Source organism: Mesorhizobium sp. WSM4847 (assembly GCF_055811335.1).
This window is the reverse complement of sequence record NZ_JBVVPY010000014.1, coordinates 90,652-107,525: the sequence shown is the minus strand read 5'-3', so window position 1 is coordinate 107,525 and position 16,874 is coordinate 90,652. Positions and strand designations below refer to the sequence as shown.

Below are 16,874 nucleotides of genomic sequence, written 5' to 3'. Positions count from 1 at the left end.
GCCCAGACATGTTCAAGCTTCGGTCCAGCTTGTCAACACAAGGACGCGGCAGGTTCCCGCCTGCCAACGGTTTCCTTTCCGGCCGATGACCGGTAGTACCTCCACAGGACAGGGATCACGCTTTCTTGCGGCGACGCAGAAGGTGTGAATTCCAAGCCCTGTCCATTTCAGACAGTTGGATTGTGGCATTTGGATTGTGGCCCGTTTACGAGCAATTCAGAACTTCATTCCAATTTTAGCTTTGGCCGCTAGTGTAGAGTTGTAATGTCGGCGTATGAAAGGCAGATGTCGGGAGGAACCGCGCCACGGCGCGTGTTTTCGCTCGCCTTGCTTTCCGCCTTGCTATGCTCGACTGCACTGATTGGCGCGAGCGGAAATGCGGCCGCTTTCGAGATCTTCGGGATCAAGCTGTGGGGATCGTCGGAGGATGAAGATGCCGACATCGTCGATCCGCTGCGCTATGCGGTGACCATCGAGGCGCCCGACGCCGACGAGGATCTCGCCGAAAAGCTCGAAAACGCCTCGGCGCTGAAGGACGACGAAGAACGTCCGGTCTCCGGTTCGCTCGGCCTGCTGGCCAAGGCGCGTGCCGACCGCGATCAGCTTGTCGCCGCCCTTTATGCGGACGCCCGCTACGAGGGCGTCGTCACCATTACCATCGAAGGCAAGCCGCTCGACGATTTGCCGCCGGACGCCGAATTCTCGGGTCCGCAGCCGATTCCGGTGGTGATCAACATTGCGGCCGGGCCGAAGTTCACGCTTGGCGACATCAGGCTGGAGGGCGATGCGGCGGGGCTGTCGGGCGCCGATTTCGGCCTGATCGCCGGCGGCGATGCCGGTTCCGGTGCCGTGCTCAAGGCCGAGGCGTCGATCGTGCGGGCGCTCAAGGAGGACGGCAGGCCGCTGGCCAAGGTGACCGCCCGCGAGATCGTTGCCGATCACGCCACCTCGACGCTCGACGTGGCGCTGACCGTGGCCGCCGGGCCGGTTGCCGGCTATGGCGACACCACGGTCGAAGGCACCGAAAAGGTCGACCGCGATTTCACCGAATACATGACCGGCCTGAAGCGCGGCCGCCAATATTCGCCGGAAGAGGTCGATGAGGCGCGCGACCGGCTGCTCCGGCTGGAAGTCTTCAACAGCGTCACGCTGAAGGAGGCCGACAGTCTCGACGCCGGCGGCAACATCCCGATCGGCGTCGAAGTAAGCGAGCGCAAGCCGCGCTATTTCGGCCTTGGCGGTACCTTCTCCAACACCGAGGGGCTCGGCCTCGAAGGCTATTGGGGTCACCGCAATCTGTTCGGCCGTGCCGAAAAACTGCGCATCGAGGGTGAAATCAGCGGCATCGGCAGCAACGAACTGACCGAGCTCAACTACAATGCCGGCATCATGTTCGAAAAGCCGGGCGTGGTCGGGCCGGCGTCTAAATTCTTCGCCGGCGCCAACACCGTGCTGGAGCATCCCGACGCCTACGACCGTTTCTCGGTCAAGGGCAACACCGGCCTGTCGTATGACCTCGACCGGCAGCAGACGGTTTCGGCGGAAGTCGCGCTCGACTATTCGAAGATCACCGATTCCTTCGGCAAGCACACTTTTCTGATCGCCAGCATTCCGCTGCGCTATGTCTACGACAACCGCGACAACCGGCTCAACCCGACGACCGGATTCAGGGCGCTGGCCTATGCCGAGCCGAGCTACGACATTTTGAACGGTGCCGCCTTCGTCAAGCTTAGGGGCGAAGGATCGGCCTATCAGTCGCTCGACGCGGCCTCGAAGTTCGTCCTGGCCGAACGCGTCGTCATCGGCTCGATCATCGGCGCCGGCCTTCAGGATGTTCCGGCCGACCGGCGCTTCTATTCCGGCGGCGGCGGCTCGGTCCGCGGGTATGCCTATCAGGGCATCGGTCCGAAGGACGCCGACGGAGAGCCGATCGGCGGGCTGTCCTTCTTCGAGACCTCGTTCGAGATGCGCATCGCCATCAACGACACGATCGGCGTCGTGCCGTTCGTCGATGCCGGCACCGTCTCGACCGATCAATTCCCGGATTTTTCCGGCATGAAGGTCGGCGCCGGCGTCGGCTTGCGCTATATTACGCCGTTCGGACCGTTGCGCATCGATGCGGCGGTGCCGCTCAACCCGGATCCCGACGACCCGGATTTCGGCATCTATGCCGGTATCGGCCAGGCGTTTTGATGACAATGTTCAAGCGCATCCTTCGCATCGCCCTTTACACGCTGCTCGTCCTGGTGGCGGCGGTGGTCGGTGCGCTCGTCGTGCTGACCAAGACCGAGCGCGGCCGCGCCAATCTCGCCGGCATCATCTCGACCGTGGCGTCGACCGATGACCAGAAGGTCACGGTCAGCGGCATCGACGGCATCTGGTCCGGCGCCCTGACGGTCGACCATGTGGTCCTGGAGGATCGCCAGGGCGCCTGGCTGGTGGCGCGCAAGGTGGCGGTCGACTGGTCGCCGCTGGCGCTTCTGTCGAAAAACTTCAGCGCCGGCCGCATCGGCGCCGATCGCATCGAGCTGGCGCGGCTGCCGGTGGCCGGCACGCAGCCGAGCCAAGGTGGCGCCACCACGCTGCCGGTGTCGCTCGACATCAAGCAGATCGACCTGCCGGAAATCGCGCTCGGGCAGGCGCTGGTCGGCAGCGGTATCGCCGAGCTCGCCGCCAAGGGATCGTTCAAGGCCGATGCGGCGCCATTGGCGCTCGCAACCAGCCTCAACATCACCCGCCGCGACGGCAAGCAAGGCAAGCTCGACGCCAACATCCATTTCGCGCCCGCCGACAACAAGCTGGACCTCGATCTGAAGGCGTCGGAGCCGGCCGGCGGCATCATCGCCAATCTGCTCAAATTGCCGGATGCGCCGCCGGTCAACATCGTCGTCACCGGCACCGGGCCGGTCGCCAATTGGAGCGGCATCGGTACCTTCGTCGTCGACGGCCAGATCGTCACCCAGCTCACAGGTCGCCACCAGCTCACCGACAAGGGCAACTATGTCGAGGCCAAGGGCGACGGCGACTTCCAGCGCTTCTTGCCCGACAATCTGAAATCCTTGTTTGCCGGCAAGACCAGCTTCGACCTCGCCGGAACCGCGATCGTGACGGGCGGCGTCGAGGTCGAGCGCGCCAGCATCGACAGCGATGCCGTGCATGGCACCGCCGCGGGCATCATCGACCCCAACGGCGCCAGCGACCTTTCGGTGGAACTCGCCGCCAAGGGTCCACCAATCGTGCTCAGCCTCGGCGCCGCGGCGCAGCCGGTGACGGTCGCGATCACCGGCGCCACGGCTCGCGCGTTCGGCGGCGGCAAAGCGCCGATAATCGACATCGGCGCGTCCCTGGTCTCGGTGGTGGCGGGCGGCACGCGGGTGGACGATCTGGTGGCCGAAATCCATTCCGACGGCTTTGACATCCAGGACCGCAGCGGACCGGTCACCATCAAGCTTATCGCCGGCGGCCTGAACACCGACGTGGCGACGCTGGCGCCGCTGGTGACCGGCAGGGTCACCGCCGACCTCGCCGGGTCGGTCAGCAATGACGAGATCGTCGTCGATCAAGGCACGCTGCGCAGCGATGCGCTCAATGCCTCGGTGACATCCAAGGTGACGCTGGCCGATCTGGCGATGACGCTCAAGATGAATGCCGATGCCGTCTCGACTGCGCTGCCGCCGCAGATCCGCCCGGTTCTCGGCGAGCGTGTGACATTCTCGGCGACCGCGACCCGCGACCCGCAAGGCTTGTTTGCCGCCAATGCGCTGCAACTCAATTCGGGCTCGCTCAGCGCCAGCGGCACCGCCAGCGCGACGGGCACCGACATCCAGGCCGACATCAGGGGCACGCTCGGCGATGTCTCGGTGCTGTCGCCGATCGTTGGCGTACCGGTCGGCGGGGCCGTCAATTTCGCGCTGACGGCGAGCGGCGCGCGCTCGGCACCGGATTTCTCGGTCTCGGCCGACAGCGACAGCCTGACCGCGTCGGGCCGGACGGTCAAGACGATCAAGCTGACAGCGACGGGCAAGGCCGACATCGTCAATCCCGCTGCCGATGTCGCACTGACAGGGTCCGTCGACGACCAGCCGCTCGATCTCAGGGCATCTTTGGTGACGCGTGACGGAACGCGTTCCCTCAACGGGCTTAGCCTGTCGCTGGCCGACAACAAGGTCTCGGGCGATCTCGTGCTCGACGACAGCTTGCTGCCGCTCGGCACGCTGACCCTCGAAGCGCCCGATATCGGCCCGCTGGCCGCGCTTGCCGGGCAGACGGCGGCCGGCGACGTGCAGGGCAGCATCCGCCTCTCGAATGATAATGATGGTGGCGCGCCGACGGTAGTCATCGATATGACGAGCGGGTCTATTTCCCGCGGCGATCTGGCGGCGAAGACCATCGCCGTCAACGCGCTGGTCGCCAACTTTCTCAAGGCGCCGGCGATCTCCGGCACGATCAAGGCCGATACGGTCACATCAGGCGCCACCGTGATCAGCGGCATCGGTGTCGATTTGAAGCGCGACGGCGACTGGACCGGGTTTTCCGGCGGCGCCACCGTCGCCGGCATTCCGGCCAGGGCCGAAGGCAGGGTGAAGATCGCCGACGGCACGACAAGCGTCGAGATCGCTTCCGGCGAAGCGACCATTCGCGGCATCAAGGCGGCGATCGCGCAGCCGTCGACCCTGAGCATCGCCAATGGCAACGCCAGCATCGAGAAGCTGATGCTCGATGTCGGCGGCGGATCGGTGACCGTATCCGGCACCGCCGGCCAGACGCTCGACCTTGCGGCAGAGTTTTCCCGGCTGCCGGCCGCCCTGGCCAATGATTTTTCACCCGGCCTCGACGCCGTGGGCACGCTCGGTGGAACGGCGCAAGTGACGGGACCGTCGGCAGCCCCTGACATTCGTTTCGATGCGCAGCTCAACGACGCCGAGACCAGCCAGACCCGCCAGGCGGGGCTTGGGCAGCTCAACCTCGATGCGGCAGGCAGCTTCTCCTCCGCCGGCGGCGTCGCCATCGACAACGCGACGCTTGCCGGGGACAAAATTTCCGGCAAGGCTGCCGGCACCATCAATCCGAACGGCGCCAGCGATTTTTCGCTCGACCTGGCCTCGACCGGCCCGAGCCTGCCGCTGGCGCTTGGCAGCACCGAGAGCCCGATCAAGCTCGAGTTGCAGGCGCTGTCTGTGGAGGTCGCGGGGCAGGGCACGCAATCGACGCTGAATATCTCCGCGACACTGCCGTCGGTCGCCACCAACCTCGCCAAGGCCGAAGGCATCGCGCTTGCGCTCCATTCCGACGCCTTCGATCTGAAGAGCCGAACAGGGCCGATCTCCGGTACGGTGACGGCGGGCAAAATCGGCCTGGACAATCCGACCATCGCGCCGCTGCTCGCCGGAAAGATTACTGCCAAGGTCGCCGGCGATCTCGCTACCGATACCATCGTCATCGACAGCGGCTCGGTAACGAGCGAGGTACTGGACAGCGGCTTTAATGGAAGGGTCTCCCTGGCCGATGGCGCCATCGATCTCAACCTCAGGGCGGTTGCGGCTTCCGCGGCACTGCCGGCGGCAGTGCGCGGCGTGCTCGCCGAGCGGACGCAGCTCAGCGCTGCACTGAAGCGCGACGCCAACGGCAATGTTATCGCCAACGCCATCAGGCTGGTATCAGGTGCATTCAGCGCCGACGGGCAGGCCAGCCTCGCCGACAACAAGGTCAGCGCCGACGTCAAGGGCGCGCTCGCCGACATCTCGCTTCTGTCCGGGGATGCCAAGGGCGCCATCACCTTCGCGCTGAACGCGCAAGGCGCCAACACCGCGCCCGACCTGTCGCTGACGGTCAACAGCGACCGGCTTTCGGTGGCGGCGCGAGAAATCACCGGGCTAAAGCTCACCGCGACGGGGAAGGGCGACATCGCCAGCCCGGCGGCCGATATCTCGCTCACCGGATCCGTCAATGACGAGCCACTCGATTTCAAGGCGTCGCTGGTAACGCGCCAGGGAAAGCGGTCCATAAACGGACTAAGCCTGTCACTGGGCGACAACAAAGTTTCGGGCGACCTTGCTCTCGACGATCGATTCCTGCCGCTCGGCACGGTTGCGCTGGATCTACCCGATATCAGTCCGCTCGCAGCCCTGGCGCTGGAAAAAGCTGACGGCGACGTGCGTGGCACGATCGTCTTCTCGAAGACCGGCAATGCGCCTCATGTCGCCATCAAGGCGACCACAGATTCAATTTCGCGCGGCGATCTTTCGGCAAAGACGGTCACCATCGATGCGCTGATTGCCAACTATGTCGCCGCACCGGCGATCTCCGGTAAAATCCGTGCCGACAGCGTCACCTCCGGCGGCACCGTGATCAGCGGCATCGATGTCGATTTGACGCGCGACGGCGACTGGACCGGGTTTTCCGGCGGCGCCACCGTTGCCGGCATTCCGGCCAGGGCCGAAGGCAGGGTGAAGATCGCCGACGGCACGACAAGCGTCGAGATCGCTTCCGGCGAAGCGACCATTCGCGGCATCAAGGCGGCGATCGCGCAGCCGTCGACCCTGAGCATCGCCAATGGCAACGCCAGCATCGAGAAGCTGATGCTCGATGTCGGCGGCGGATCGGTGACCGTATCCGGCACCGCCGGCCAGACGCTCGACCTTGCGGCAGAGTTTTCCCGGCTGCCGGCCGCCCTGGCCAATGATTTTTCACCCGGCCTCGACGCCGTGGGCACGCTCGGTGGAACGGCGCAAGTGACGGGACCGTCGGCAGCCCCTGACATTCGTTTCGATGCGCAGCTCAACGACGCCGAGACCAGCCAGACCCGCCAGGCGGGGCTTGGGCAGCTCAACCTCGATGCGGCAGGCAGCTTCTCCTCCGCCGGCGGCGTCGCCATCGACAACGCGACGCTTGCCGGGGACAAAATTTCCGGCAAGGCTGCCGGCACCATCAATCCGAACGGCGCCAGCGATTTTTCGCTCGACCTGGCCTCGACCGGCCCGAGCCTGCCGCTGGCGCTTGGCAGCACCGAGAGCCCGATCAAGCTCGAGTTGCAGGCGCTGTCTGTGGAGGTCGCGGGGCAGGGCACGCAATCGACGCTGAATATCTCCGCGACACTGCCGTCGGTCGCCACCAACCTCGCCAAGGCCGAAGGCATCGCGCTTGCGCTCCATTCCGACGCCTTCGATCTGAAGAGCCGAACAGGGCCGATCTCCGGTACGGTGACGGCGGGCAAAATCGGCCTGGACAATCCGACCATCGCGCCGCTGCTCGCCGGAAAGATTACTGCCAAGGTCGCCGGCGATCTCGCTACCGATACCATCGTCATCGACAGCGGCTCGGTAACGAGCGAGGTACTGGACAGCGGCTTTAATGGAAGGGTCTCCCTGGCCGATGGCGCCATCGATCTCAACCTCAGGGCGGTTGCGGCTTCCGCGGCACTGCCGGCGGCAGCGCGCGGCGTGCTCGCGCAGCGGACGGAACTCAGTGCCGCGCTGAAGCGCGACGCCAATGGCAATGTCACCGCCGATGCGATCAGGCTGGTATCCGGCGCGCTGACCGCCGACGGGCAGGCCAGCCTTGCCGACAACAAGCTCACCGTCGACATCAAAGGCGCGCTGGCCGACATCTCGCTTCTGTCAGGGGACGCCAACGGCGCCATCACCTTTGCGCTGAACGCGCAAGGCGCCAGCACCGCGCCCGACCTGTCGCTGACGGTCAACAGCGAGCGGCTTTCGGTTGCCGAACGCGAGATCACCGGGTTGAGCCTCACCGCCACCGGCAAGGCCGATGCCGCCAACCCCTCGGCCAATGTCCAACTGACCGGAAACGTCGCGGGCCAGCCCCTGCAAGGCAGCGCCGTGCTGGCGACGTCAGACGGCAAGCGCGCCATCGACGGGCTTTTGCTGTCGCTCGGCAAGAATCGGATATCAGGCGACCTGGCGCTTGACGAGGCGTTCGTGCCTGAAGGCACCGTGGCGCTCGACCTACCTGACATCGGACCGCTGGCAGCGCTTGCGCTGGAAAAGGCGGAAGGCGACGTGCGCGGCACGATCGTGTTCTCGAAGACCGGCAATGCGCCTGGCGTCACCGTCAAGGCTTCGACGGCGTCGATTAAACGCGGTGATGTTTCGGCGAAGACGGTGACCATCGATGCATCGATCGGCAACTATCTCGCGGCACCGGTGATCTCCGGAAAAATCCGGGCCGACAGCGTCACCTCCGGCGACACCGTCATTCGCGGCATCGATGTCGATCTCACCCGTGACGGCGACTGGACCGGCTTTTCCGGCGGCGCCACCGTCAAGGACATTCCGGCCAAGGCGGCCGGCCGCGTCAGGGTCGCCAATGGCACGACGACGGTTGAGCTCGCCTCCGGCCAGGCGACGATGCGCGGCATCAAGGCGGCGATCGCCCAGACCTCGACCATCACCATCGCCAACGGCACCACCAGCCTGGACAGGCTCGCACTCAACCTCGGCGGCGGCACGGCGACGGTTTCGGGCAAGGTCGGGGAGGCGCTCAATCTCAACGCGACGCTGGCGCGGGTGCCGATGTCGCTCGCCAACAGTTTCTCGCCCGGCCTCGATGCCGCCGGCACGATCTCGGGCACGGTGAAGGTGACGGGCGCGCCGGCCAATCCGGCCGTCGCCTTCAAGGTCGACGCCGCAGGCGTCCAGACGTCGCAGACCCGCGGCGCCGGTTTCGGCGGCATGGGCGTTTCGTCCTCCGGCACGTTTTCCGGCAACCGACTGACCTTCGAGGCCAACATGAGCGATGCCGCCGGTCTCGGCCTCAAGGGCGGCGGCACGATGACGACATCAGGCACGCCGACGCTTGATCTCGACTTTTCCGGCAAGGTGCCGTTCGCCTTCCTGACCCGGACACTGGCCGCACAAGGCCTGTCGTTGAGCGGCACTGCCGACGTCAATCTGAAGGTGCGCGGCCCGGCGACGGCGCCGGTGATCACAGGCACGGTCCGCACGTCAGGTGCCCGCCTGATCGATGCGCGCTCGGGACTTGCAATCAACGACATCACCGCCGATGTGGCGATCGGCGATGGCGTCGCCAGGATCAACCGCCTGACCGGCAATTTGTCGACGCGCGGCAGCCTGTCGGCCAGCGGCACGGTCGGCATCAATCCGGCGCAAGGCTTTCCGGCCGACCTGTCGGTCAAGCTCGTCGACGGTCGCTACACCGACGGCAGGGTGGTCACCGCCAATCTCGGCGGCGACCTGACCATCAAGGGGCCACTCGCATCGGCGCCGTTGATCTCGGGTACGATCAACCTGGCCAAGACCGTCATCACCGTTCCCGAAAAGTTGCCGGGCTCGCTGGCGGCGCTCAACATCAGGCACAAGAACGCACCGGCCGCCGTGCGCGCGCAAGACAAGGCGTTGCGTCCGGCGACGGCGAGCAGCAGCAGCGGTGGTGGCGGCCTCAACCTCGATGTCACGGTCAACGCGCCCAGCCAGATCTTCATCCAGGGCAGGGGCGTCGATGCCGAGCTTGGCGGTTCGCTGCGGCTGACCGGCCCGGCATCGTCGCCGCAAGCGGTCGGCACCTTTGACTTGCAGCGCGGTCGGCTGTCGATCCTGGCCAAGCGGCTGACCTTCACCGAAGGCACGGTCGGCTTTTCGGGGTCGCTGGTGCCCTATCTCAATCTCACGGCGACATCGACGACGAGCAGCACCACCGTCACCATCGTGGTGTCGGGCGAGGCGACCAATCCGAAATTCAACTTCTCGTCGGTGCCGGCATTGCCAGAGGACGAGGTCCTGGCGCAACTGATTTTCGGCCGCTCGATGTCGAACCTGTCGCCGCTGCAGATCGCCCAGCTTGCCGAAGCCGCCGCGCAACTGGCCGGCATCGGCGGCTCGACCTCGCTGCTCCAGAACCTGCGCAGCGCCATCGGCGTCGACGATCTCGACGTCGTCACCGACGAGGAGGGCGGCACCGCGGTCTCGGCCGGCAAATATCTCAACGACCGCACCTATGTGACGATCCAGAAGGGCGACAAGCCGGGTTCGGGCAAGGCGGCGATCGATCTCGACGTCGGCCGCGGCGTCAAATTGCGCGGCGAAGCCACCGATGCCGGCGAAGCCAAGGGTGGCATTTTCTACGAACGCGAGTACTGAAGCCGGCCTGCGTGATAGGGGCCGGCAGTCCGACAGGCCTCGTCGCCGTTCTGGCACTCATCCGCGATCGGCCGGCGCGGTGCAAAGCTTCGCGCATGACCGCGAGAATCGAAATCGATTTCGGCGCAAAATCAAACCGCTACAGCGTCCGTTGCGCGCCCGACGGGACGTGCGGCGCGGTAGTGAATGTCTCAGTTTGATCGATGCCGGAGATTCGAACGAAATCTGCCGGGCAATAGCAATTTTGCGCCAAGACTGTCGTTATCACGCGAACTGCTTCCCTTCCAAAGTTGCACATTCCTTGGCATGTTCCCAATCCGGTGCCGTTTTTGACATCACGGCCCGGATGCGGAATGGTAAAAGGCAGAAAGCCAACAATGGGAGTTCTCGATGACAATCTACAAGAGTAATGGCGACCGCGTTCCGGATCACATCCATGCGATGGCCCAGGAAGCCAGGGCCGGACGTGTCGATCGCCGCGAGTTTCTCGCTTTGGCCAGCATCTTCGGCGCGTCCACGGCGATGGCCTATGGCATGCTCGGCCTCGCCGACCCGACGCCGGCGAGAGCGCAGGACGCGCAGGGCAAGAAAGGCGGCATACTGAAGGTCGCTATGTGGATCAAGGATCCGAAGGATCCGCGCAAGGCCGACTGGTCGGAGATCGCCAATGCCGAGCGCCAGGCGCTCGAGCCGCTGGTCAAGTACACGAACGAATACACGTTCCGCCCCTACCTGCTCGAGAGCTGGGACGTCAACGACGACGCCACCGAATACACGCTGCATGTGCGCAAGGGCGTCACCTGGAACAACGGCGATCCGTTCACCGCCGACGATGTCATCTTCAACTTCAAGCGTTGGGCCGACAAGAAGGCCGAAGGCAATTCCATGCCCGGTCGTCTCGGCTCGCTGGTCAAGGACGACAAGCTGGATGAGAGCGCCGTCACCAAGGTCGACGAACACACGGTCAAGCTGACGCTCAGCTCGCCGGATATCGCGCTCATCCCCAACGTGTGCGACTATCCCGGTCTCGTCGTCCACAAGACCTTCGACGAAAAGGGCGGCGATTTCAAAGCCTGCCCGATCGGCACCGGCCCATTTGAACTGGTCTCCTACGATGTCGGCCAGAAGGTCGTCTACAAACGCCGCGAAGACAACAAGTGGTGGGACGGTGAGGTGTTTCTCGACGGCGTCGAGTTCATCGACTATGGCACCGATCCGGCGGCGATGGTCAGCGCTTTCGAAGCCGGCGAAGTCCATACCAATTTCGAGACGTCGGCCGACTATGTGTCGATCCTCGACGGTGTCGACCTGGTCAAGTCCGAGGTGGTCACCGCTTCGACGATCGTCTGCCGCACCAATGTGACCAACAAGCCGTATGACGATCAGAAGGTTCGCAACGCGCTGCAGCTTGCGGTCGACAACGCTGTCGTCCTGCAGCTCGGCTACGGCAATGCCGGCACAGTTGCCGAAAACCACCATGTCTCGCCGATCCATCCGGAATACTTCGAGCTGGCGAAGATTGCCCGCGATCCGGCCAAGGCTAAGGCGCTGATGGCTGAAGCCGGCCAGGCCGACTTCGAGCACGAGCTGATCACGGTCGACGAAGACTGGCACAAGAACACCGGCGATGCGATCGCCGCGCAGATGCGCGACGCCGGCATCAAGGTCAAGCGTACGGTGCTGCCGGGCTCGACCTTCTGGAACGACTGGACCAAATACCCGCTGTCGATGACCAACTGGAACATGCGGCCGCTCGGCGTCCAGGTTCTGGCGATCGGCTATCGCACCGGTGAAGCCTGGAACGAGACAGGCTGGGCGAATGCGGAGTGGGATGCCAAGCTCAACGCTGCGCTCGCCGTTGCCGACCCCGCCAAGCGCAAGGAAATGATGAAGGACATCGAGCAGATCCTGCAGGATGCCGGCATCATCATCCAGCCTTACTGGCGCAAGCTCTACAGCCATTCGGTCGCTTCCGTTAAGAACTACGCCATGCACCCGACCTTCGAGCGCGACTACGGCAAGGTCTGGCTCGACGAGGAGGCCTGATCGGATCGATCGTGGAAGGGGCGGTTCGCCCCTTCCACCCACGCCATGCATGATCCCACAACCGCAGGTCGGCGCAGAAAAAAGCGCAGACTCTTCGGAAAGGGGCGTGCAATAAGACAGGGTTGATCGCATTCTGAGGGTCCGTTTGACAGCCAGCTCTGCCGATTGCGGCCGAACTGGCTCCGAGCCGGCCTCAACCCCAACCAGCCGGCAGGGGACCGCCATGCTTTCTTTCATCCTTCGACGCCTCGGCACCATGGCATTGACGATGCTGTGCCTGACGATGGTCGTGTTCTTCCTGATCAATCTCGATCCCAATCTGAAAAAGCTGGCGATTAGCCAGACCGAAATGCACACCTCGGCCGAGCAGCTCGAAAACTGGCTGGTCAACCATGGCTATCGCCAGAATTTCTTCTCCCGCTATGGCCAATGGCTGGGTATCGTGCCCAAACAGCCGGTCACAGATCCGGCGACGGGCAAACCCACGCGACGTTTTGCCTTCTGCAACGATCCTGTCGAGCCGACCTTCTCCGGCGTGCTGCAGGGTGACTTCGGCTGCTCGACCAAGTTCAAGACGACGGTGGCGTCAAAACTTTTCCCGGCGCTCAGCGCCACCGGAATCCTGATGTTCTGGGTGCTTGTGGTGATGGTGCCGATCTCGCTGCTGATCGGCATACTCGCCGGCATGCGCGAAGGCTCGCGAACCGACCGGACATTGTCGGTCGCCTCGATCGCCTCGACGGCGACGCCCGAATATGTGTCCGGCGTCATTTTCACCGTTATCTTCGCCTCATGGCTCGGCCTGCTGAACGGTTCGGCGGCTTCCGCCAGCCGGGGCATCACCTTCTACAACTTCACCTTGCCTGTGATGACGCTGGCGATCTATGGCATCGGCTATATCGCCCGCATGACCCGCGCCTCGATGGTCGAGGTGATGACGCAGCAATATATCCGCACCGCCCGGTTGAAGGGCCTCTCCTTCGGCAGCGTCGTGGTCAAGCACGCGCTGCGCAACGCGCTGATCGCGCCATTCACCGTCATCATGCTGCAATTTCCCTGGCTGCTCACCGGCGTCGTCATCGTCGAGGTGATGTTCCGCTACCAGGGGTTTGGCTACACGCTGGTCGAAGCGGCCGGCAACAACGATATCGATCTTTTGCTCGGCTGCTCCCTGGTCTCGGTGTTCATCGTCCTGATCACGCAGCTCATTTCCGATGTCGGCTACGCGTTTCTCAATCCGCGTATCAGAGTTCAATAGGGGATCGAGCGGATGCAGCTTGAATATATCGGCGCCTTCAATGTGGTGCTTGGCGTGCTTGCGCGTTTCTGGCCGGTCTGGATCGCTCTCGTCCTGGTGATGGGGGCGAGCTTCGCCTACAAGAAGAGGCTTGGCCTCTACGGTCAGCTCTTCGACAGCAGCGTCGGCATCGTCGGCGTCGGCATCTGTCTATTCTGGCTGTTCACGGCGATCTTCGCGTCGACCGTCTCGCCCTTCAATCCGCTTGTCCAGATCCCGATCATGAAGGACGCGCTGCCGGGCGCGGTCGAGCCGCAATCGGGACTTGTCTACCTGTTCGGCGGCGACAAGCTTGCCCGCGACGTGTTCAGCCGCATGGTCTACGGCAGCCAGATCGTGCTGATCATCGCGCCGGCGGCGACCGGTTTTGCGCTGATGGTCGGCATCACGCTCGGCCTGCCGGCCGGCTATTATGGAGGCAGGATCGATACGGTGCTGTCATTCCTCGCCAATCTGGTGCTCGCCTTCCCGGTGATCCTGCTGTTCTACCTCCTGGTGACGCCGGGCATCATGGAGACACCGATCCCCTATGCGATGGCCGGCCTGTTCTTCATGTTCCCGATCATCTTCTTCAGCGTGCTGTTCTGGACGCGCTACAAGAAACGGCCCGACCGCCTTTACATCCTGCTGGGGCTGACGCTGATCATTGGCGGCTGGGTCTATGCCGGCCTGGTCTTCGATGCCGATCCGTTCAGGATCATCCATATCGATCCCAACCAGCTCAACATCTTCGTGGCGGTGGTGTTCGCCTCCAGCCCCGGCGTGTTCCGCATCGTGCGCGGCCTGGTCATGGACATCAAAACGCGCGACTATGTGGCGGCGGCGCAGACGCGCGGTGAATCGCCCTGGTACATCATGCTGTGGGAGATCCTTCCCAACGCACGCGGGCCGCTGATCGTCGATGCCTGCCTGCGTATCGGCTACACCACGATCCTGCTCGGCACGCTCGGCTATTTCGGCCTGGGGCTGGCGCCCGAGAGCCCGGACTGGGGCACTGCGATCAAGGATGCCAGCCGGCTGCTGCGCTCCTTCATCCATCCGGCGCTGCCGCCGACGATCGCGCTGATGTCGTTCGTGCTGGGCCTTAACCTGCTGGCCGACTCGCTGCGTGAGCAATCGATGAAAGATTGATGGACGGGTTCTCGACCCGATATGCTGAAAGAACAAGGATTGGAGCGACCCATGAATGAGGCAGTTCGAAATCCCCCCAAGCCGACCAACGGGCCGACCAACGGGCCGATCATCGAGATCGAGAACCTGTCGATCTCCTTCTTCACCCGCAAGGGCGAGATACCGGCCGTCATGGATTTTTCCTGCACGGTCATGCCTGGCGAAGCGATGGGCATCGTCGGCGAATCCGGCTGCGGCAAGTCGACCGTGTCGCTCGGCATCATGCGCGACCTCTCCAACATCGGAAAGATCGTCGGCGGCCGGATAAAATTCCAGGGCAAGGACATGGGCGAGCTGTCCGACGAGGAACTGCGCGCCATCCGCGGCAACAAGATCGCGATGATCTACCAGGAGCCGATGGCCAGCCTGAACCCGGCGATGAAGGTCGGCCAGCAACTGATGGAAGTGCCGCTGATCCACGACAAGGTGTCGAAGGAAGAGGCTTACAGGCGCGCGCTGGAAATGGTGCGCGCGGTCAGGCTGCCCGATCCGGAGCGCATGATGCGCTCCTTTCCGCACCAGCTTTCCGGCGGCCAGCAACAGCGCATCGTCATCGCCATGGCGCTGCTGTCGAAGCCGGCGCTGCTGCTGCTCGACGAGCCGACGACGGCGCTCGACGTGACGGTCGAAGCCGGCATCGTCGACCTGGTCAAGGGGCTCGGCGAGAAGTTCGGCACCTCGATGATCTTCGTGTCGCACAATCTCGGCCTGATCCTGGAAACCTGCGACCGCATCACGGTGATGTATTCGGGCGAAGCGGTGGAGACCGGCAAGATCAAGGACGTCTTCGACCGGATGCGCCATCCCTACACGCAAGGCCTGTTCCGCTCGATCCCGCTGCCCGGCGCCGACAAGAATTCGCGGCCTCTGATCTCAATCCCAGGGCAATTGCCGCTGCCGCATGAGCGGCCGAAGGGCTGCAATTTCGGCCCCCGCTGCCACCATTTCGTCGAGGGCGTCTGCAACGCTGCAGAAATCCCGATGATCACGGTCGACGGCCATGAAGGCCATTTTTCGCGTTGCGTGCGCTTCAACGAGATCGACTGGGAAGCGCTGCCGCCCGGCGCCAAGAAGGTCAACGAGCGCGTCGAGCCCGGTGCGCCGGTGCTCAAGATCGAGGATCTCAGAAAGTACTACAAGGTCGGCGGCAGCGAGGTGTTCGGCTCGAGCGAGGGCCGCGTCGTCAAGGCCAATGAGACGATCTCCTTCATGGCGCGCGAATCCGAGACCGTCGCCATCGTCGGCGAGTCCGGCTGCGGAAAGTCGACGCTGGCCAAGGTGCTGCTCGGACTGGAGACGGCAAGCTCCGGCAGCGTGACGCTCGGCAACCAGCAGATCCAGTCGATCGGGGTCGAGAACCGCAGCGTCGAGACGGTGTCGTCGATCCAGATGGTGTTCCAGAATCCGTTCGACACGCTCAATCCCAGCCATACGGTCGGCTCGCAGATCATCCGCACGCTGGAAAAATTCAATGTCGGCAACACCGTTGCCGATCGCCGCAAGCGCATGCTGGAACTGCTCGACCTGGTGAAGCTGCCGCGGGCGTTCGAGACCCGCAAGCCGCGCCAGCTTTCCGGCGGCCAGAAGCAGCGCATCGGCGTGGCGCGGGCTTTTGCCGGCGATGCCAAGGTGGTAGTGGCCGACGAGCCAGTCTCGGCGCTCGACGTGTCGGTGCAGGCGGCGGTGACCGAACTGTTGATGGACATCCAGCGCAAGAACAAGACGACGATGCTGTTCATCAGCCACGACCTGTCGGTGGTGCGCTACATCGCCGACCGCGTCGTCGTCATGTATCTCGGCTATATCGTCGAGCAGGGCACGACCGACCAGATCTTTTCGCCGCCCTATCATCCCTATACCGAGGCGCTGCTGTCGGCGATCCCGATCGCCGATACCAGCGTGATCAAGAAGCACATCGTGCTGGAGGGCGACATCCCGTCGGCGATGAACCCGCCAACCGGCTGCCCGTTCCAGACCCGCTGCGGCTACAAGAAGCTGGTGCCGGACAATCTTTGCGAGACGCAGGTGCCGCCGGTCAAGCATCTCGGCGACGGTCATATGAGCCTGTGCTGGCTTGCCGACGACGTGCTGGCGAAAATGGAGCCGGTGATCAAGTTCGACAAGGAGCATGCCGCCAATGAAGGCGTGCCCGACGACGCGCCGCAAGGCATCGGTCCGGGCTTTGCCGGCGCTCCGCCGCAGCGTCCGCACGGCAAGAGGCCGAAGCTGACGGACGATTAGATCCG

At 64.1% G+C, this 16,874-nt stretch carries 6 protein-coding genes; all 6 read left to right on the top strand.

The window, feature by feature from the left end:
• The first annotated feature begins 264 nt into the window (after positions 1-264).
• The 6 genes from AC0L28_RS20905 to AC0L28_RS20880 all read left to right on the top strand — a co-directional run bounded on the left by AC0L28_RS20905 (position 265) and on the right by AC0L28_RS20880 (position 16,869).
• Positions 265-2,193: an autotransporter assembly complex protein TamA gene (locus tag AC0L28_RS20905; RefSeq protein ID WP_128170172.1), complete on the top strand. Its 1,929-nt coding sequence runs from the start codon at positions 265-267 to the stop codon at positions 2,191-2,193.
• Positions 2,193-10,115 (top strand): translocation/assembly module TamB domain-containing protein, encoded by a 7,923-nt coding sequence (locus AC0L28_RS20900; RefSeq protein ID WP_473479969.1) that lies wholly within the window; start codon positions 2,193-2,195, stop codon positions 10,113-10,115. Before AC0L28_RS20905 ends, AC0L28_RS20900 begins: the two co-directional genes overlap by 1 nt.
• Before the next feature lie 390 nt (positions 10,116-10,505).
• Complete coding sequence (locus tag AC0L28_RS20895) at positions 10,506-12,161, top strand: ABC transporter substrate-binding protein (protein ID WP_473479967.1); 1,656 nt, start codon at positions 10,506-10,508, stop codon at positions 12,159-12,161.
• Between the two features lie 223 nt (positions 12,162-12,384).
• A complete protein-coding gene (locus AC0L28_RS20890) occupies positions 12,385-13,419 on the top strand; it encodes an ABC transporter permease (RefSeq protein WP_287292385.1) in 1,035 nt (344 codons plus the stop codon).
• Positions 13,420-13,431: 12 nt separating this feature from the next.
• Complete coding sequence (locus tag AC0L28_RS20885; protein ID WP_091600286.1) at positions 13,432-14,589, top strand: ABC transporter permease; 1,158 nt, start codon at positions 13,432-13,434, stop codon at positions 14,587-14,589.
• 51 nt (positions 14,590-14,640) lie between these two features.
• Positions 14,641-16,869 (top strand): dipeptide ABC transporter ATP-binding protein, encoded by a 2,229-nt coding sequence (locus tag AC0L28_RS20880; protein WP_473479964.1) that lies wholly within the window; start codon positions 14,641-14,643, stop codon positions 16,867-16,869.
• The last annotated feature ends 5 nt before the right edge of the window (positions 16,870-16,874 follow it).

Bases quoted from the DNA above. Each gene is read 5' to 3' on its own strand.
- AC0L28_RS20905 (WP_128170172.1), top strand. From the start codon at position 265: ATGTCGGCGTATGAAAGGCAGATGTCGGGAGGAACCGCGCCACGGCGC.
- AC0L28_RS20900 (WP_473479969.1), top strand. From the start codon at position 2,193: ATGACAATGTTCAAGCGCATCCTTCGCATCGCCCTTTACACGCTGCTC.
- AC0L28_RS20895 (WP_473479967.1), top strand. From the start codon at position 10,506: ATGACAATCTACAAGAGTAATGGCGACCGCGTTCCGGATCACATCCAT.
- AC0L28_RS20890 (WP_287292385.1), top strand. From the start codon at position 12,385: ATGCTTTCTTTCATCCTTCGACGCCTCGGCACCATGGCATTGACGATG.
- AC0L28_RS20885 (WP_091600286.1), top strand. From the start codon at position 13,432: ATGCAGCTTGAATATATCGGCGCCTTCAATGTGGTGCTTGGCGTGCTT.
- AC0L28_RS20880 (WP_473479964.1), top strand. From the start codon at position 14,641: ATGAATGAGGCAGTTCGAAATCCCCCCAAGCCGACCAACGGGCCGACC.